The 20,704-nt window shown below is 36.7% G+C and carries 13 protein-coding genes and 1 tRNA gene; 11 read left to right on the forward strand and 3 right to left on the reverse strand.

Annotated elements, in window-relative coordinates; genetic code table 11:
- Positions 1-56: 56 nt before the first annotated feature.
- Together AACZ30_RS02645 and dusB are read left to right on the forward strand one after the other, a co-directional pair.
- Positions 57-2,462 (forward strand): outer membrane beta-barrel family protein, encoded by a 2,406-nt coding sequence (locus tag AACZ30_RS02645; protein ID WP_339647644.1) that lies wholly within the window; start codon positions 57-59, stop codon positions 2,460-2,462.
- A gap of 132 nt (positions 2,463-2,594) precedes the next feature.
- Positions 2,595-3,587 carry a tRNA dihydrouridine synthase DusB gene (gene dusB / locus AACZ30_RS02650; RefSeq protein ID WP_339647646.1) on the forward strand — a complete coding sequence of 331 codons (993 nt, stop codon included), beginning with the start codon at positions 2,595-2,597 and terminating at the stop codon, positions 3,585-3,587.
- Positions 3,588-3,970: 383 nt separating this feature from the next.
- On the opposite strand, the gene AACZ30_RS02655 is transcribed toward dusB, so the two are convergent.
- Positions 3,971-5,176: an FtsX-like permease family protein gene (locus tag AACZ30_RS02655; protein ID WP_208223613.1), complete on the reverse strand. Its 1,206-nt coding sequence runs from the start codon at positions 5,174-5,176 to the stop codon at positions 3,971-3,973.
- Position 5,177: 1 nt separating this feature from the next.
- Positions 5,178-5,573 carry a 30S ribosome-binding factor RbfA gene (rbfA, locus tag AACZ30_RS02660; RefSeq protein WP_037318333.1) on the reverse strand — a complete coding sequence of 132 codons (396 nt, stop codon included), beginning with the start codon at positions 5,571-5,573 and terminating at the stop codon, positions 5,178-5,180.
- 448 nt (positions 5,574-6,021) lie between these two features.
- Between rbfA and mce the strand changes: the two genes are divergently transcribed.
- On the forward strand, positions 6,022-6,462 hold the full coding sequence (gene mce, locus AACZ30_RS02665; RefSeq protein WP_208223615.1) for a methylmalonyl-CoA epimerase: 441 nt from the start codon (positions 6,022-6,024) through the stop codon (positions 6,460-6,462).
- 85 nt (positions 6,463-6,547) lie between these two features.
- Positions 6,548-6,624: transfer RNA gene (locus AACZ30_RS02670), tRNA-Ile, on the forward strand.
- A 650-nt stretch (positions 6,625-7,274) separates the two neighbouring features.
- Here the strand turns inward: AACZ30_RS02670 and AACZ30_RS02675 are convergent.
- The gene (locus AACZ30_RS02675; RefSeq protein ID WP_339647658.1) at positions 7,275-8,414 is read right to left on the reverse strand and encodes an IS4 family transposase; all 1,140 of its coding nucleotides are present in this window, start codon (positions 8,412-8,414) and stop codon (positions 7,275-7,277) included.
- 262 nt (positions 8,415-8,676) lie between these two features.
- On the opposite strand from AACZ30_RS02675, the gene AACZ30_RS02680 reads away from it, so the two are divergent.
- The 7 genes from AACZ30_RS02680 to AACZ30_RS02710 all read left to right on the forward strand — a co-directional run bounded on the left by AACZ30_RS02680 (position 8,677) and on the right by AACZ30_RS02710 (position 20,068).
- Positions 8,677-9,210, forward strand: coding sequence for a sigma-70 family RNA polymerase sigma factor (locus AACZ30_RS02680; RefSeq protein WP_339647660.1), 534 nt, complete (start codon positions 8,677-8,679; stop codon positions 9,208-9,210).
- Between the two features lie 71 nt (positions 9,211-9,281).
- Positions 9,282-10,148 (forward strand): FecR family protein, encoded by an 867-nt coding sequence (locus AACZ30_RS02685; RefSeq protein WP_339647662.1) that lies wholly within the window; start codon positions 9,282-9,284, stop codon positions 10,146-10,148.
- Positions 10,149-10,257: 109 nt separating this feature from the next.
- The gene (locus AACZ30_RS02690) at positions 10,258-13,617 is read left to right on the forward strand and encodes a SusC/RagA family TonB-linked outer membrane protein (RefSeq protein WP_339647664.1); all 3,360 of its coding nucleotides are present in this window, start codon (positions 10,258-10,260) and stop codon (positions 13,615-13,617) included.
- A gap of 13 nt (positions 13,618-13,630) precedes the next feature.
- Positions 13,631-15,082, forward strand: a complete 1,452-nt coding sequence (locus tag AACZ30_RS02695; RefSeq protein WP_339647666.1) for a RagB/SusD family nutrient uptake outer membrane protein — start codon at positions 13,631-13,633, stop codon at positions 15,080-15,082.
- A 60-nt stretch (positions 15,083-15,142) separates the two neighbouring features.
- A complete protein-coding gene (locus AACZ30_RS02700; protein ID WP_339647668.1) occupies positions 15,143-16,624 on the forward strand; it encodes a sulfatase in 1,482 nt (493 codons plus the stop codon).
- A gap of 106 nt (positions 16,625-16,730) precedes the next feature.
- On the forward strand, positions 16,731-18,374 hold the full coding sequence (locus tag AACZ30_RS02705; RefSeq protein ID WP_339647689.1) for a sulfatase: 1,644 nt from the start codon (positions 16,731-16,733) through the stop codon (positions 18,372-18,374).
- 170 nt (positions 18,375-18,544) lie between these two features.
- A complete protein-coding gene (locus AACZ30_RS02710; RefSeq protein ID WP_339647669.1) occupies positions 18,545-20,068 on the forward strand; it encodes a sulfatase in 1,524 nt (507 codons plus the stop codon).
- Positions 20,069-20,704: the final 636 nt, after the last annotated feature.

Below are 20,704 nucleotides of genomic sequence, written 5' to 3' on the forward strand. Positions count from 1 at the left end.
TTTATTTAAGAAAGTATATATTTGTTTGATTTTTCCTTAAAGACCATTCAATATATATGACCAAAACTTTTTTCCCACTTCCAGTTACCCTACTTTTTTTATTTACAAATTCTCTAATTGCCCAGCACACTATACAGGGTAAATTGGTTACCGAAACCAATGAGCCTATTGCTTTTGCGAATGTTATATTATTAAATGCCGAAGATTCTACATCGGTATATAAGGGAACTATTTCAGAAGATAATGGTGAGTTTTTGTTTGAGGAAATTGCATCAAACGATTATTTGTTAAAAGTAAGTTTTGTAGGCTATGAAGAATATCTTCAGCAAATTTCGGTCAATTCAGATAAAAAAATAAGAAAGATTACCTTAAAAGAGGGCGCTTCAAATTTAGAGGAAGTAACCATTAACGCCCGTAAACCAAAAATTACCCGAAGCATAGACCGCATTACTTTTGATGTTGAAAATTCTACGCTTTCCAGTGGAAGCAGCTGGGATATTTTAAGACAAACCCCGGGGGTGATTATAGCGCAAGGCCAATTACAGGTTAGAAATTCTTCAGTTACGGTTTATATTAATGACAGAAAAGTGCAACTTACTGCAGATGAATTACAAACCCTTTTACAAAGTTACTCGGCAGAAAATATAAAGTCTATTGAAGTGATTACCAATCCGCCGGCACGTTACGAAGCTGAAGGTGGTACTATTCTAAATATCAATACCACATCTGCCATTTCACCCGGTTATAAGGGAAGTTTAGAAGGTGCTTACACGCAGGGAATTGTTCCAAAATACCAATTTGGAACCAGTCACTATTGGAAAGGCGATAAGCTTAACGTTTTTGCGAATTATACTTTTAGTCCGCGGAAAGAGATAAAACGAGACGATAGTTATATAAATTTTAGTCCAAATGAAGAATTTGGTCAAAGATGGGAAAGCGATTTTGAAAGAGTTACGCGCTCGCAGGCACATAATGCGAATGTGATTTTGGATTATGATTTCGATGAAAAAAATAAACTAAGTTTTTCTTCGAACCTCTTTTTCTCACCCGACAAGACTTTTGATAATTCGGTGCGAACCGATATTACTACACAGGGAAATACGGCTTTTTCAAACTTTATGACCGATAGTGAGGTTGGTACCGATGAACATAACATTGGCTTAGATCTAACTTATACCCATAAACTTGAAAATGGAGGTAGTTTTTCGGCAGCGGCACATTATACCAGGTTTAACCAGGAGCGTGACCAAAAGGTCGCCACTAATTATTTTGATTCAGCCGGTGAGAATGTTCAAAATATCAATTTCAATACTTCCTCGGGACAAAATATAGAGATTTTTACCGGTCAACTGGATTTTAATAGTTCGTTAGGCGAAATGAGTTTCGATGCCGGAGCAAAGGTTTCAAATATAAATTCTAACAGTGGGATCAACTTTTCTAATGCAGAAAGCCTGGACGATTTGTATGATAATCTTTCCGACGATTTTTATTATGACGAAACAGTTTCTGCGGTTTATATTAATACCTCCAGGGATTGGGAAAAATGGAGTGCGCAAGTTGGTTTAAGAGGAGAGTATACCGATCTTTTGGGAGTGTCTTTATCAACAAATCAGCGAAACCGTCAGGAATATTTTGAATTGTTCCCAACGGCATATTTGCAATATCGAGCTTCAGATAATCATAGTTTTACGCTGGATTATAGCCGAAGAATTGAACGCCCACGTTATGAAAGTTTAAACCCGTTTAGATATTTTTTAAATGAAAACGATTTTAACGCCGGAAACCCGAATTTACGTGCGGCAATTAGCAATAATATTAATCTGAATTATACGCTTTTAGGGCAGTATTTTTTCGATGTGTATTATCGTGATAATGGAAGATCACCTGCAAGTTTAGCTTTTCAGGACAATCAGAACTTAACCATTAGAAGGTTGCAGGCCAATTTATTGGAAAGTAAAAGCTACGGACTCGACATTTTGCACGGCAGATCAATTACCGGCTGGTGGTATGCACAATTATATGCTTCCCTTTTTCACGAAGAAAATACATTTTTAGCGGTAGAAAGCAATAATGCAGAAGTTACCAACGAAATTGATGCTGTTTTTGGACAGTTGTATAATTCATTTACGCTGTCAAAAGACGGAACTTTTTCAGGAAATTTAAGCTTTACCTACGTTTCAGATTATATTACCGGTTCTTATAATTTTGACCCGTTTTCAACTTTAAGCCTTGGAGTAAGAAAAACTTTATGGAATAATCGCGCAGAATTAAGCCTGAATATCAACGATATTTTTAATAATACCAATACCAGGTTAACTTCGCAATATCTAAACCAGGATAATTCCTATTTCGCGCAAGAAGAAATGCGCTATGTGCGGGTTGGATTTAAATATAACTTCGGAAACTTTAGACTGGAAGACAACCAACGCAGCATAGATGCTGCCGAAAGGGATAGGTTGTAAAGCCCCCTAACCCCCAAAGGGGGAACTCTCCACACTCCGATAATTTTAATAAAAGCGATTTAACTCCCTCCCTTTGGGAGGGTTGGGGTGGGCTGACTTTTTTTGTACTTTTGCACTCCAAAATAAACTGAAGTGGCTAAAATAGGAAATATAGATGTAGGAGACTTCCCGTTGCTGTTGGCACCGATGGAAGATGTGAGTGACCCGCCATTCCGTGCGCTTTGCAAAGAGCAGGGTGCAGATGTGGTATATACCGAATTTATCTCTTCAGAAGGGCTTATTCGCGATGCAGCGAAAAGTACCATGAAACTTGATATTTACGAAAAAGAACGCCCGGTAGGCATCCAAATCTTTGGAGCCAACCTGGAATCTATGTTGCAATCGGTAGAAATTGTAGAGAAATCTGGCCCCGATATTATTGATATTAATTTTGGATGTCCCGTTAAGAAAGTGGTTTCTAAAGGTGCCGGCGCCGGTATTTTAAAAGATATAGATCTTATGGTTTCGCTTACCGAAGCCATGGTAAAGCATACCAATTTACCCGTTACCGTAAAAACCCGTCTGGGTTGGGATAACGATTCTATTAAAATCGTTGAGGTTGCCGAGAGACTTCAGGATGTAGGCTGTAAGGCTATTTCTATTCACGGGAGAACCCGTGTGCAAATGTATAAAGGCGAAGCTAACTGGGCGCCAATTGCCGAGGTAAAGAATAATTCACGAATGCATATCCCTGTTTTTGGGAACGGCGATGTAGATACGCCCGAAAGAGCGGTAGAAATGCGTGATAAATTCGGACTTGATGGTGCGATGATTGGTCGTGCCAGTATTGGTTATCCCTGGTTTTTTAGAGAAGTAAAACACTTCTTTGAAACCGGAGAACATTTACCGCCGCCAAATATGTTGGAACGCCTGGATGCTGCAAGGCGTCACCTACAAATGGCGATTGACTGGAAAGGGGAGAAGCTGGGTGTTTTTGAAACCCGCCGCCATTATACCAATTATTTCAAAGGAATACCACATTTCAAAGAACACCGCATGAAAATGGTAACCAGCGATGATGCTGTAGATGTCTTTGCTGCATTTGATGAGGTAGAACGCGATTTTGCCGATTTTCAGTTTGCTTAATCAATTTAAGCCACGAATTCACTAATATTCGTCATTCTGAACTGGTTTCAGAATCTAATTTCTTAAAAGATTTTTATATTTTTTAAGCTCCTCCCCTTATTTTCAAGGGGAGGTGGCCGTAGGCCGGAGGGGTTCATGTCGCAGAATTTTTGTGTTCTTAATTTGTTGGGGTACAACCACCCCTTTCTTCAGCTACGCTGAATTCATTCCCCTCCTTTAAAAGGAGGGGAGCTTTGTAACTTCGTCAAGCTGAACTTGGTTCAGCTTCTAATATGTTCTGAATATCAACGCCTTATATCTCCGAATGAATTTCGGAGCAAGCTCTGAAACAAGTTCAGGATGACGAATATTCGTGAATTCGTGGCAGAAACACTAAGCTTAATCTAAACCGCTTTTAAAGCTTTTCTACTACTTCCGGCGGCGATAAAAGAAGCGATAAGTCCAAGAATTCCTATGGTAAATATCACGATAAGAATGTTTTCAAAAGTAATGGCTACGGGATAGGGCAGGCTGGGCGTGATCATAACAAGATCAAATTGCAGTTGTAGGTAAACCAATAAAACTGCAGCTGATAAACCAATGGCCCCACCTATAATCGTCATAAGGATTCCCTGGGTAAAGAAAATTTGTTTGATCTGACTTTCGGAAGCGCCAAGGTTATATAATGTTTTAATGTTATCCCGTTTATCGAGGATCACCATAATAATAGAACCGGCTACATTGAAAAGTGCGATTATCAAAACCAGCGTAAAAATAAGATATACCGCAAGATTTTCGGTGTTCAGCATTTTATAAAGCGTCTCGTTGAGTTGCGCTCTGTTTTTTACGATAATCTCTTCGCCAAAAAGGTTTATTATTTCAGCAGTGACGACTTCGGTATTTGCATTTGGAATTGTTTTAATTTCTATGGCAGAAAATGTGTTTTCATCTAATTCTAAAAGATTTTGGGCAAAATTAAGATTGGAGAATACATATTTATCGTCCAGTTCTTCGTTTACACTATAAATTCCGCTAACAATCACTTTTTCCTGGTTAAACGCCTGGCCAGGGTTCAAACCGGTAATTTGCCCTTTTCCTGGGCGCGGCACCATTACATTTAAGAGGTTTTGGTAGTTAAAAATACTAAGTCCCAGTTTTCGGGAAATCCTGTTTCCCACCACCACCTGGGCCTCACTATTGGTTAACCAGGAGCCCGAAACCGCACTGTCTATTTGGGTTACCTGCCGGTAATTGTCATCAACACCTTTTATAAATGCCGTGTGATTTTTATTTCGGTAATCGAGAAAAATTCGTTCTTCAATGGTTTTACTGAAATTGGCTATTCCTTCAATTTCAGCGAGCTGATTGGCTTTGTTGTCAGGGAACTGAAAGGTTTTTCCGCTTGACGGGAGAATTTTTAAATCAGGGTCAAATTTATTGGAAAACGAAAGGCTAAAATCCTTCAATCCGGCGAAACCCGAGAGTACGATAAACAATGAAAAAGCCCCTGCAAAAACGCCTATGGCGGCAATAATGGTAATAATATTAATAGCATTATTGCTGCTTTTGCTAAAAAGATAGCGCCTGGCGATGTAGAAGGGGAACTTCAAATTAAGATTTTTTCCGGCGTTCCAGTAGATCGGGATCGGTTATTGGGTTTTCTTCGCCTTTAATAGATTTTTCTATACCTTCTATATAATCCAGGGAATCGTCCAGGTAGTAATTGATTTCCGGCATTTTTCGCAACTGGTTTTTGGTGCGCTGTGCCATTTCGTGTTTTATCTTAGACTTTCCAAGGTTTATTTCCTCTATAACTTCCTGCGCGTGTTTTTGCGGAAAAATACTGATATAAGCTTTCGCAATAGAAAGATCTGTAGTTACTTTCACTTTAGAGACCGAAATAATTACTCCTGTTCTCCCGGCATCTTTAAGGTTCTTTTGCAGGATATCGGCTAGATCGCGCTGCAAAACTCCTCCTATTTTCTTTTGTCTGTTTGTCTCTTCCATAAGGCAAAAATACTATAATAAATTGGTATACTCCTAAATGTAAAAAACTATGCGTACAAGTCTTAATTTTGAATTATACTATTCTTAATTATTTGACTTGTTCATTTTTTCCATTGATGAAAAAACGAACCAAAAAAATCCAGGCTTACGAATCTTTATCTAAATTTTTATGCTCGTTTCCTAAATTTTAGGAACTCGCCAATTAAGCTGCTGCTTACATTAAAATTTATGTTGGCTCAAACAGCCTAAAATTTTACGGAAACTTCACTTCAAATTTCACCATAAATTTTCGATAGGCCAAAATGAACTTATTCAAAAGCAACCTAAGTAATACCGAACCTATTGGAGTAAAGATGTTGTGTTTTCTTTTTAAATTTATAGAAGTTTACCGATTTTGAATTTATAAAATTAGAAGTTTAACTTGCTGCATCTATTTAAAAAATGAAAAATGAAGAAAATTGAGCATATTGGGATTGCAGTAAAAGATATTGAAGCGGCCAATGCCACCTATAACGCGGTTTTAGGCAGTGAACATTATAAAACCGAAAGGGTAGAAAGTGAAGGCGTGAGCACCTCTTTCTTTAAAATTGGGGAAAGTAAAATTGAATTGCTTGCCGCTACGAATCCCGAAAGTCCTATTGCTAAGTTTATTGAAAAACGCGGTGAGGGAATTCATCATATAGCTTTTGCGGTAGATGATATTAAAGCTGAAATTGCCCGACTGGAAAATGAAGGTTTTAAGCTTATAAATACCGAACCAAAGGAGGGCGCCGATAATAAGCTGGTTGCTTTTATGCACCCTAAAAGTTCCCACGGGGTTTTGGTAGAGTTATGCCAGGAAAAAAGCCCCTCCCCGGCCCTCCCCAAAAGAGAGGGAGTTAGCGATTAAGAAATTGCATTTCACCTTGCAGGAGTTAAAAATATATCATAATATTGCACTCCTAAAATTCGGGTATTGTTGAAATACTTGAATTGGTCCTATAGCTCAGCTGGTTAGAGCACTTGACTCATAATCAAGGGGTCCCTGGTTCGAGCCCAGGTGGGACCACCAACAAAATCAAGCCTTACAGAAATGTAAGGCTTTTTTGTTTCTCCTTGGGTACAACATATGTACAACAATTCTAGATAATTTAAGGTTTGAGATAATCTTTATACTGATGCAGTAATTTCTTGTCGTTAATCGTATACAAATTAAAAGGCAGCGAATGAATTTCTTGTTTTTCAATGGAGCTAAAAGACGAATTGCATCAATTTGAATTACTAAAAAAAATAAACAAGGTTGGTAAGAACTTTCCAAAGAAACCTTTAATTAGATCTTTAGAAAATTGGCAGTGATAAGAACCAAATTTGGAGTTTTAAAATGGTATACTGAGTTTTGAAGGTAGTCCGGTAAAATTAATATTTTTTAGTCTTAGTTTACAACCATTGGCACTCTTTTAGCTCTGCTATTTTAATTGTACTAACTCAATAAAAAAGATATGTTTCTTTAGTGATTAAATTAAAATCTTTCCATTAACATACTATGCTATGCCCTTATTTGGCTTATGTCGCATTTACTTATGTTGGAAGAATAATTGTCATTATTGGTTTTCCCATCCGGCATTTATTATAATATAAGTTTCTCTCTTCTTTAGACAAATTTAACAACGTCTGGTTTGAATTATATACTTTAAAATATGACGTGGAAACACTAGTGTCCGGTTATAAATCAAACATTTTCAGTTGGTTATAATCGTCATTAATATTGTTTCTGTATTCTTTATTGTTAAGCAGTTGATTTACAGTTACTTTTTCAAAGAGGCTAATACTCAAAATTTGTAAAATAGTGTAAAGTTCAAGCTCTATTTTCAGTCTTTTCTTCATAATTGCAATTATCAGATATGCACTTACTGCTATCCATATTTGGGTATAAATCGCATTCAAGCTTGTTCCAAAAAAACTCTTGATTCTCAGATGTTGTTTAATCCATTTGAAAAATAATTCGATTTTCCATCTTTCTTTATATAGCTCAGCAATAATCGTTGCTTGGTAGGTGAAATTATTGGTTAAAAAAACTAAAGTTTTCCCTGTCTCTTTATCAAAATATTTGATCCTCCGGAGTTTTTCTGGATATTTCTGCTTGGTATAAAACCCCGTGAGCTTTATGATCTGATCACACTTAAACCCTAAGGTTTTATCCACCTTGTTAGAATAAACCCTTCTGTAATTAAAATTGCGTTTTTCACGAATCACAAAAAAACTCAAACATTCATTTAAATGGTAAAGCCGCTCAAAATCCAGATAAGCCCTGTCCATAATATAAAAAGCACCTGGCTCTAAGGTTAAAGCATCCAGAATATTTACATCGTGCACTTTACCATCCGTAATCTCAATAAAAGTGGGAATATTACCCCTTAAATCCAATTGGGTATGCATTTTAACAGCTGCCTTATTCTTTCGGAATTTGGCCCATGGAAACAGGGATAAACACAAATCAATGGTACTACTGTCCAAGGCATAGGCAATTTCATCTATGTTTACAGAAAACTTATGGTCTTCCTTATAAAGTTCCCGGGCTTCTCCTATTAGGAGCTGTGCAAATTCAGCATAAATACGCCAATCCCGTTTTTCATTGGCATCTGATAAGGTGGAGCGCTTCACTTTACTTTTCACTCCGCTGTGATAGAGTTTACCAGAGATTGCAGCCAAACACGACTCTATATCTCGTAAGCTTTCACGATAGGTAAACTGGGCAAACATCATCACGATGAATTGTTCCCAGCAAGTAAAAGTCCTGACTCTATAATTGCCTTTATACTTCGCTACACATTTTTCAAACTCATATTTTGATATAAAATCCAAAACCTGTGATAAATTTTCCTACCTGTATTCATCCGGCAAAGCTCCAATCATTTCCCCTAATTCAATTTCAAATCGAAAAATATTTCAATGAACGTTTATCCTTTATATAATCATACTTCCCAATGATTCACATGCTCCTTAACCGGACACTAGTGACGTGGAAATTTAATTAAATTCATAAAAATGCAATCCATAAATATACTATTTTATTAATTTTTTGTTAAGTTTATAACAATTAATGATTAGTTAATTTTCAGTTTCAATGGGAAAAGGGGATACTTATTTTTTAGTGAGAGCTCTCAAGAGTGGGGATATAAATTCACTTGAAAAGGTTTATAAAATCTATTATTCAAAACTTTATTGGTTTTCTAAAAAATTTGATTCTGCTACTATGGAATCTGATGATTTTGTACAACAAACTTTCATTAAAATTTGGGATAATCGAGACCAGCTGAAGGATAATGTTTCCTTAGATCAGCAAATTTTTATCATCTGCAAAAATCTTATTCTTAACCATTTAAAACGGGAAGCTAAGACTGTTGGTCAAATTGAAGAGATCTACCTACCTCAAAATGAAGAAACGGAGGAGGTGGAGTTTAAAAACACTAATATAAAAAAGTTGAGACTTGTCATTGAAAAGCTTCCCCCTAAAAGAAAAAAAATTTTTTTACTACATAAAATAGACAACCTTACCTATGAGGAGATTTCCGTTTCCCTTGGAATATCTAAGAAAACTATAGCAAATCATATCTATCTCGCTCATAATTATATTAAAGAAAAGTTATGTGAATCCTAAAATTTATTTAAAATTATTAGGAACTTCTGAAATCTCAATTGTTATAGTAATACAAACTCTTACCAAAAAAGGTGAATAATTACGAATCTGACATAGAGAATGAAATGGAAGCGTCTTGGGAAGCCGATTATAAGGAGGTTTCTAAGACTGAAGTTGAAGTTTCCTGGAGGGCGTTTAAAAAACGTATTTCCAAAAGAAACTGGAAAAAAAAGAGAACGCTTTCTTATAAAGTTTCCGGGGCAGCTGCTGTTTTGGCGGTTATATTTACTGGATATTTCTTTCTTAATATTTACAATCCAAACATTCAGGTGGTAAATAATTCTTCTTTAGATAAAGAGATTGCTTTACCCGATGGAAGCCTGGTGCTTTTAAAACCAAATTCAGAAATTAATTATAAAGAAAGGTTTGAAAATACTCGGGGAGTAAATTTAACTGGAGAAGCTTTTTTTAAGGTTGTAAAAGATAGCATGAAGGTTTTTAAAGTAGAGACCGCCACTACTACTACTACCGTTTTGGGAACCTCTTTTACCGTTAGCCAAGAACACGGTTTAAAAGATGCTAAGATTGCGCTATATACAGGGAAAGTCGTGGTTTCTGTAAAAGGAAGAGTAGAATCCTGGGCGATAATACCCGGTGAGAGCTTTGTGTATGAAAAGAACAAAACTTTTATAGAGAAATTTGAAACTGATCTCTCTTTTGAAACAGGGAATGAATTTATTGATGTAAATAATATTGAGCTTGATAAATTACTGGATTTTCTTGAAGATAGGTTTAATTGTGAATTTCAGAAAAATCCCTATACAAAAAATAAGCGCGTAACTCTTAGGATAAATAGATCTGATTCCCTAAAACAAGTACTAAATATTTTATCAATTATAAATAACACTAAATATGAAATGAATCCTAAGACTAAAGAAGTACAAATTTTAAAAAAATAAAAAAAGAGTCCGCCACGATCAAATAGAGAACTCTTTTTTATAATCAAGAAGTGACATCGATGTAAAAAATCGAGCGGCTACTTTAATTTTCAAAATTAAATAATTTAATATGAAAAGACTATTATTTACATTGTTTTTTTGCTTCCCATTAATTGGTAATTCTGCCCAAATATCTTTCGTTTTGGACAATCCCAGTCTCAAGGAATTAATATCAGAAATAGAGTCTCAAAGTGATTTTAAATTTGCTTATGGAAATGAAATAGAAATTGAAACTAAACTTTCCGGTAAGTATACTTTTCAGGATGAAGATCTAGAGAAAATACTAACGTCACTATCTAAAGAGACACCATTTAGTTTTGATGTTTTGGGAAATAATATTGCAATTACTGAGGACTTACCGGTAAAAAGGAATAAGGTGAAAAAATCCAAACCTCAAATGAATATAGAAGGAAATGTTACAGATTCAAATGGGATGCCGCTTCCAAGTGTAACGGTACAAGAAAAGGGCACTAATAATGGGGTGATGACAGATTTTGATGGAAATTACAGCATTGAAGTGAGTTCTGCTGAATCAGTTTTGATTTTTACTTATATCGGTATGACAACTACGGAAAGGACTGTGGGAGAAACTACTACCTTAGATATTCAAATGGAAGAAGACTCTCAGGCTTTGGATGAAGTGGTAGTGGTTGGATATGGAAGCATAAGTAAAAAAGATATTACCGGATCAGTCGGTTCTTTAGAAATGGATGAAGTCAGCAGTCGACCGGTGGTGGATTTTGGCCAAGCTCTCTCTGGAAAAATGCCAGGAGTTCAAGTCATTAGTGGAAGTGGTAGACCAGGTTCTTCATCATCAATTCAAATTCGTGGCGTTAATTCAATATCTGCGGGGGGGGCTCCTCTTATTGTTGTTGATGGCGTTCAATTGCCTGGTTTCGATTTGAATTCCATTAATAGTTCTGACATTAAATCAATTGAAGTCTTAAAAGATGCGGCATCAGCAGCGATTTATGGTTCTCGAGGAGCTAACGGTGTTGTACTTGTTACCACTAAGTCAGGAAAAACTGGTAAACCAAGGCTCACTTTCGATTACACTAGTAGCTTACAAGAAGTGATTCGAAAGATCGACGTAATGGATGCTTCTGAATATTCCCAGGCTGCCATTGATGCTGCGCAAAATGGATGGATCGATCAAGGAGGCGATCCTGGTGCTCCTAATACTATTGAAGCACGTGGGAACTACAAGTATACGTGGCCTACTGCTTTGGAAAACCCAGAGACTTTACCAAATACAGATTTTCAAGATGTAATCTTCAGAGTCGCTCCTATGCATCAATTTAATATGAGTTATTCTGGAGGAAATGAACAATCGAATTATTACGTTTCTGCTGGATATCTAGATCAGAAAGGAATTGTTATTACTTCAGAGTATCAAAGATATTCTTTAAACATGAATGCAGAAAGCCAAATAAATGATTGGCTCAAAATAGGAGGAATGTTAAGGTCGCTTTATGACAACGAAGAAGAGCCGTATAACAGGACGATAGAATGGGCAGTTCAATATCCCTCGATTTTTCCTGTTTACGGGAATAATGGATATTTAGGAGGTCCTTTGACAGTGGATGGTTTCGGAGATTATAATGCAATTTTATTTAGGCCTAATAATGGCCACCCTCTTTACCGAATAAATGATGATATTCAGCATGAAAGTTTCACGGGTATGGGAAATTTTTTCCTCAACATAGAATTATTGGATGGTTTGGATTTCAGAACTTCATTTAATCCACTTTATGAAACCGGAAAGAATTCAGATTATGTAAGCGGCGATCATAATTTAGGAACATCTTATATAACCACCCCAAGTTTCACCGTAGACAATTTTCGTACTTTAAGCTATACTTGGTCCAACACTTTAACCTTTGATAAGAAAATCAATGATCATTCCTTGAATATATTAGCAGGTTATGAATTTAATCACCGCGATTACTATATGTCTATTGCTGGGCGTAGAGGTTACGATAGTGATGAACTGCATTCGCTCCACGCAGGAAGAGATATTGTTATCGCTGATGATGATGCTAACCAAACAAACCTTATATCTTATTTAGGAAGAGTTAACTATAGTTTATTAAACCGCTATATACTGTCCGCATCCATAAGAAGAGACGGATCTTCAAGATTTGGACCTGAAAACAAGTGGGGGGATTTTTGGTCAGTCTCAGGAGCCTGGAGAGTTACCGATGAAGACTTTTTGCGTTCATCTTCCATTATGAGTAATCTCAAGTTAAAAGCCAGTTATGGTGTAACCGGAAATGATAATTTTGAAGATTATATCTGGATGAGTAGAATGAACCTGGCAAGGGCGGCTCTTGGTGAAAATCTTCTTACCACTTATTATCCTGCAAACATTGAAAATGAAGATTTGGAATGGGAAGGGACAAGACAGTGGAATTTAGGTATTGACATTGGTCTATGGAACAATAGAATCAATCTTGATGCTAATGTTTACCATTCAGTTTCAGACAATCTTCTATTAAATGTTCCCTTGCCCGCTCTTAGTGGCTATACCAGTGTTTTTTCAAATAATGGTGAATTAATGAATAGAGGGTTAGAAGTTGCTTTGCAAACGCAGAATATTTCTCGTGAAAGGTTAAACTGGTCAACGCAATTTAACCTTTCCTTTAACAGAAGTGAAATCACTGAACTTGGACGAGATAATGCCTCTATGCTTTTCAATTTAGGTTCTTTTGGATCTATGCAAAAAATAAATAAGATAGGAGCCCCTGCTTTTAGCTTTTATGGTTATCAATATGATGGTGTATATATGGATCAGGCAGAAATAGATGAAGATCCCGCAAGCCCTTCATCAGCCACACCTGGTGTAGGTCGTTACAGGGACTTAAATGGTGACGGCCGTATAACCGCAGAGGATAGGACAATCATTGGAAATACTCAGCCTGACTTTTCTTGGGGATTAACAAACACATTCACTATTGGGAATTTTGATGTTAGCGTTCTCTTACAAGGAGTTGTAGGTGGAGAGATTTACGATGATAATGCTCACCGGTCTTTGCTGTACCACGAGGGACGTAATTATTTAGAAGCAGTGAATAACAGGTGGCGCTCTGAAGAAAACCCGGGAGATGGCTATCAATATAAATTAACTGTTGATCCGAGTGGAATGGATTTAACTCCTTCAAGTTATTGGCTCTCAAGTGGATCCTACTTTAGATTAAAAGATGTTACAGTCGGGTACGATTTTCCAGAAAGATACGCTTCAAGTTTGGGATTATCTAATGCCAGAATTTTTTTTAATGGAGTCAACCTCTTAACAGTTTCGGAAGCAAACGTTTTTGATCCCGAAAATTTCCTGAACAGTAATGTTTCTAGTCCTTTATACCGAGGAGTTGGCGGTTCAGCTTATCCTACTGCAAAAACATATTCTCTTGGTCTGAAAATTAAATTTTAAAAAAATTGACAATATGAAAAATAAAATATTTTTTTTAACGACTGCCGCATTTTCCTTATTAGCAGGATGTTCTGACGATCTAAATTTATATCCCACTACAGAATTCACATCAAATACGTTCTACCAAAATGAACAACAAATCGCCTTGGCTGTAGATGATGTATATCGTCAATTAGGAAACCATTATGATTCACGGGGCTTGCCCGCCTTATTTGGTGAATTACGGTCTGATAACGCCTACATCCTACAAACAGCAGCAGGCAATGATTTTCTACAACAAATCAGTGATTTTAATGTAACGGCTAACAATGGCTTGATCCAAGTCGCTTGGGAGCAATCATATTCAGCAATTAATATTTGTAATAATCTTCTTTACCAGTTGGAAAACAATGTTGTGGAGATAGAAGCCTCTGAAGCAGCTTTTATGGAAGCACAAGTACTCACTATTCGTTCTCTAATTTACTTTAATATGGTTCGAGCTTGGGGAGCGGTACCGTTTGTGGACAGAAGAATAGGTCCTGAGGAAGCTTACGACTTTCAACGAACAGATTCTAGCACTATTTATGGTAATCTTATAAACGATTTGAATTTTGCAAAAGAAACTCTTCCTGAGGCATATACCGGAAACGATATAGGAAGGGTTACCAAATATAGTGCAGCCGCAATCTTGGCGAAGATATATTTTAAAACTGGTGATATGACGGCAGCTCAGTCTGAGTTAGAATTTATTATTAATAGTGGTTTCTACTCCTTAGATGCCAATAATGACGGCGAGGTAAATTTAAACGATTATCTCTTCCTCTTCGAACCGGATACGAAAAATAGCAAGTCCTCTATTTTAGAAGTACAATATTTATCCGGTGATAATGCTTTTAATTCGAATCACCAAATTGATTATGCCCCCTGGTCTTTTGATTATTATTTACCGGGGCAGACAAGAACCTTCCGAGGATCGGGAATAAATACTCCCACAGAAGATTTAGCTGAAGAATTTGAAAATAATGATCCGCGTACTTCAACCACAATACGTCCCGGTTTTACCGTGATATCCACGGGTGAATTTTTGGCTTATCCTTCTACAATGAAATTTTATGATCCAAATTTTGAAAGAGCCGGTCAGAATTTTGAAATCATCAGATATGCAGATATTCTGTTAATGTATGCTGAAATAACAAACGATGCTCAATATTTAAACATGGTTCGAGAAAGAGTAGGGCTCGCTCCCTTCGGGACGTCTGATTATCCTTTCGAGGAGTATCCAACTCTTCAACTGGCAATTGAGCATGAAAGAAGGGTTGAACTCGCTTTTGAATTTCATCGTTTTTTCGATTTGGTAAGAACAGGTAGAGCAATAGAGGTGATGTCCGAGTATGGATATGAAATCAATGAAAACCAATTCTTGTTTCCTATCCCTCTTAATGAAATAGATATAAATCCAGATATAGAACAGAATCCGGGTTATTAATAATCAGTAGATGATTTACCTTATCCTAATAAAGTGGTATTAACCTTCTTAAAATTACATATGAAATATTTAACCACCACTAAAATGACAACTATTTATTTTAGTATATTTCTCTTACTGTTTAGCAAAGTAACTTTTGGTCAACAAAAAGGTTCTCCTAAATCCAAGCCGAATGTTATTGTATTTATTGCGGATGATGTCAGCGTAAAGGATCTCGGAAGTTATGATAATTCTTTTGTTCAGACTCCTAACATAGATTTTTTAGCTAGAAACGGTGTGCAATTCAACAATGCTATTTTAACTACCAGCTCCTGTAGTCCAAGTAGAATTAGTATAATGACCGGGAGATATCCTCACAATACAGGTGCTGCAGAATTACACACCGAACCGAAAAAGAACTTTAAATCGATTGCATCCGAATTAAATGATAAAGGCTATTATACCGGATCGGCAGGAAAATGGCATATGGGTGAACTAATTAAAGGTGGGTTTGAAAAAATTCACGAAGATGCAGACGAAAACGGGGATGGAGGTGAAGATATGTGGATACCGTCCTTACGTGAAAGAGACAAAAATAAGCCTTTTTTCTTTTGGTTCGCTTCTTATGACGCACATAGAGTCTGGGGAGAAAATAGATTTTCTGACACCCATGCTATTGACGAAATTGAAGTACCAACAACACTTGTGGATAACGATAGCACCCGAATTGATTTAGTCAACTACTATGATGAAATAAAAAGGTTTGATTTTCACATTGGGGAGGTAATCGAGGAATTAAAACGACAAGAGATTTTTGAAAATACAGTAATTATTGTAATGGCTGATAATGGAAGACCTTTTCCGCGTGACAAGACAAGGATGTATGATTCGGGAATGAAAACACCCCTTATTGTACACTGGCCGAAAGGGATTGAAAATGCAGAAGAAAGCAATAGTCTTGTAAGCAGCGTGGATATTGCACCAACCATTCTAGACATCTGTAATGTTAATCCTCCAGAGAGTTTTCAAGGAAAGAGCTTTAAAATTGTTTTTACTAATCCAGAAATTAAATTTAGAAATTATGCATTTGCAGAACACAATTGGCACGACCATGAAGCCCATGAACGCATGATAAGAACAAAAGAATATATATATATTCTTAATTTCAGACCAGATCTGCCAAACCAAGGTCCAGCAGACGCTTTGAACAGCGCTTCATTTCGATCGCTGTTAAAAGAAAAAAATGAAGGAAATTTAACTGATGTACAATCTGACATATTTTTGGCTCCTCGCCCTACTGAAGAATTATTTTATGTAAAAAATGATCCGGTACAAACACAAAATCTTATTAGTAACTCAAATTACACGGATATAAAAGTAAATCTTAAAAAGGTTCTATTGGAATGGATGGAGGAAACCTGTGACAATGTACCTGAAAAACTAACTCCAGATTGGTATACTAGAGACACGGGCAAAAAACTTAAAGACAATTTTGGTATTAGGGGAGAGTTGCCCGGGGAAGAACCAAATGCGGAAAATTGTAATGCAAAGGGTGCTTTTTAGTAATTGGAAATAAGAGATATTTATAAATGGAGATCATTAGAAAATATTAAATAATTCGAAAGAGATGAAAAATATACTGTTTCTTAGTTTGTTCTTTTGGTTCTATATGTTAAATGCCCAAGAGAAAAGTCCAAATATAGTTTGGATTGTCTGCGAGGATATTTCTCCATTTATAGGAGCTTACGGAGATTCTATAGTTTCAACTCCTAACATTGATCGCTTGGCTTCAGAAGGAGTGAAATATACTCGTGTATTCACTGTGGCTGGTGTCTGTGCCCCGAGCCGCTCTTCTATAATAACTGGAATGTACCCTACCTCTATTGGTACTCAGCATATGAGGACTACGGCAGGAGATCCTAAATATATGGGAGAAGGGGTTCCCAATTACTCGGCTGTTATTCCGGCTGAAGTTAAGGCATTTCCCGAATTTTTGAGAAAAGCAGGATATTACACTTCTAACAATGAAAAAGAAGATTATCAATTTGATGCTCCTGTAACAGTGTGGGATGAGAGCAGTGCAGCTGCATCTTATACCAACAGACCTGAAAATGCTCCTTTTTTTAGTGTCTATAATTTGTTTGTTACTCATGAATCGCAAATGTTTGTTCCTCCGGATACACTCTTGGTAGATCCGGCAGATGTGAGAGTGCCAGCTTTTTATGAAGATGCACCAATTACAAGAAGAAACATTGCCCATTTATTGACTAATATTCAAATTATGGATGAACAGGTGGGCGAAATAATATCTCACCTAAAAAAGGAAGGTCTATATGAAGATAGTTATATATTCTTCTATAGTGATCATGGCGGAAATTTACCCTGGATGAAAAGGGAAATTCTTGAAAGAGGTACACACATTCCTTTTGTGGTTAAACATCCACAGGGAAAATATGCGGGAACAACTGTAAGTGACCTTATCAGCTCAGTAGATTTCGCACCAACAGTTTTATCAATTGCAGGTGTAGAACTTCCATCATATTTTCAGGGAAAGGCTTTTTTAGGAGAACAATCAGAAAAAGAGAAGCGTAGTTACATTTTTGCTGCTCGTGACCGTATGGATGAACTATATGACCGGGTCAGGGCAGTAAGAGATACGCAATTCAGGTACATCTACAATTATATGCCTGAAAAGTCAAGATATCAAGATTTGTCCTATAGAAAAAACATGCCCCTAATGAAAGAGTTATTGTTTCTGAACGAGACAGATCAATTAGATCCTCCTGCAGCGGAATGGTTTAAAAGTCCAAAACCAGTTGAAGAACTTTATGATGTAGAAAACGATCGGGAAGAGTTAAAAAATTTGGTAATGGATCCGCAGTACAAGAATAAATTAAAAGAACTCCGGCAGGCTCTCCAGAACTGGATAAAAGAAGTAGGAGATATGTCTGAAATCCCTGAAAAGGAAATGGTGCTTGATTTATGGTGGAATGGGCAAGGAAAAGCTCCTACTACAGATAAAGCTGAAGTTATTGAAACTCCGGGTGGTTACATTCTTCAATGCGCAACGGAGGGAGCATCTATAGGTTACATTATCCTTCAGGATGGCCAGGATCTTAAAGGTAGTGAAAAAAAAGTTCATACCTGGGATGGAAGAAGATATTTTACTGATATTCAAAGTAAACCTATTAAAGTGGAACCTGTATGGCAGGTATATGATGATGAGGTAATCAGCTTAAAAAAAGGAGAAAAACTTGTGGTCAATGCTATGCGAATAGGATACCAGGCATCTCTTATAGAGTTTAACAAGTAATTTAAAAGGGAATCTTAAATAATAGGAGGATCTATGGTGTTCTTTTGAGGTTTTTAAAGATATTCTCGAGTACTGGATTTTGCTGCAGCTATTTGTCTATTTATGTTGTGTAATCATTTCATTATTTGTTTCTCCTTCTTAAACGGTCTAATTCTCACAAATATTAAAAAATGAAAAGACAAAGAATCTTCAAAAACATCCTAACTTTTTTAATGATTAGTGCTCTAGCTGGTTGTATGATAAATTCAGCGACAGAAAAGGAGAGACAACAAAGTCACCTAAATGTATTGATACTTATGTCAGACAACCATTCTTGGAACCATTTGGGAAGTTACCACGATCCCGTAGTTAAAACACCAAACATCGATAGGTTGGCAGACAGAGGGATAAAATTTACAAATGCCTTTTGCGACGCTCCTTCTTGTACTCCCGCCCGTGCAGCCATGCTCACGGGACAGCATATCTGGCGACTTGAAGAGGGAGCTAACCTTTGGGGTACCTTACCTTCAAAATACCCGGTGTATCCTGAAATGCTAGAGAATGCTGGATATTTCGTTGGGCATCAAGGAAAAGGTTGGGGACCTGGCAATTATGAAGCCGGAGGAAGAGATCGTAATCCGGCAGGGGATAAATATGAATCTTTTAGAGAATTTCTATCCAAAAGAAAAAAAGGACAACCTTTTAACTATTGGTTTAGTTCTCAAAATCCACATCGTCCATATGACCAAAATGCGGAAAAAGCTGGAATTAACCCGGATTCAGTCAGAGTCCCTCCTTACTTACCAGATAATGATATTGTCAGGAGAGACATAGCTGACTATTATGCCGAAGTTGAGGATTTTGACAAAGAAGTAGGCTCCTTCTTAGGGATATTGGAAGAAATGGGAGAAATAGAAAATACAATAATTATCGTCTGTAGTGATAATGGTTGGCAAATGCCACGGGGATTAGCCAACTTATATGAATTTGGAACGAAAATTCCAATGATTATTAGCACACCTGAAAGCAGTGCGGGCCGGGTGGTAAGCGATTTCATAAGCTTAAACGATCTTGCTCCTACTTTTCTTGAATTGGCTAATATCCCCATTCCTGAAGAAATGACTGCAAAAAGCTTAGCCCCAATTATTCAATCTAAAAAAAATTTAAAGATCGATCCTGAACGTGATTTTATGGTTACTGCTAGAGAACGACATGCTTTTGTTCGTGAAGGTGGTGCAGGGTATGGAGGACGATCTATAATAACAGATGACTTCCTTTACATTAGAAACTATGAACCGGAGCAATGGCCTGCTGGTGATCCTCCATTATATGGAGATGTTGATGCTCATATGCTACACTATCCCAGTCCCACAAAAATGTTTCTCCTCGAGAATAGACAAAAAAGAGCTGTGAAAGAATTATTTGATCTTGCTTTTGAGAAAAGGCCTACAGAAGAATTATACGATCTTAGCAAAGATCCTTATCAGATGAAAAATGTAGCCAACCTTCCGATTTACTATGAAACGCAGAAGAGACTCTCTGACAAACTTTATCAATATCTTCTAGCGACAGAAGACCCACGAGTAGTTGGAGGAGAAATGAAATGGATTGAAAGCGAATATTTCTTCCCTAGTGATAAGAAACCTACGCCAAGCAAATCTGCACAAGAGAAACTAAATCTTAAGGAAATATATATTTATTTAGATGAAGAGTAGAACAATTGTTGTAGTAAGGTCGCAGTTCAGAGGGGTTTGCTTTTATTGCAGGCAATGTTCCCCTTCCTGTACAGTATACGCAGATTTTTCCTCTTCTTCTGTTCTCGTCAATCCAGCATTGGAATCAGGAAGTGTAGATTTATATGTAAAGGCAATGGTCCGGGAGGTCAACAGATAATGAAGGAAAAGTCACGGGGGTGCCCTAAATAAGGATGATTATTAAAAATATCAAATTAAAACTAAAGTTGTAATCATAGCTGCAAGTGCATGTAGTTCAGCGAGAATATTATTTAATTCAAAGTCAAGGCAACATCCCAACGGATTGGCAAATTTCAGGTCAATCAGTCCCATAGTGATTAGAGAAAGACAGGAAATCTATACTCTTTGATGATGTGAAAGAAGTTCATGTGAATTATAATGAATGGTATACGGAACATATTTTTTCAAAAAGGGCCATTTTAACTCTAAATCTGTTCAACAAGCACTGTTTATCCTTTGCAAGAACCGGTGAAGCCTAAAAAATATCAACGGATATTGCATCTACAGGTTAATTCATTTTAAAAAAGAAAAGATAACTAAAACATAGGAGAAAATTACTCAGTTATGGGACATCAATCTTTATCATTAACAAATTAA

Source organism: uncultured Salegentibacter sp. (genome assembly GCF_963972535.1).
GTDB lineage: Bacteria > Bacteroidota > Bacteroidia > Flavobacteriales > Flavobacteriaceae > Salegentibacter.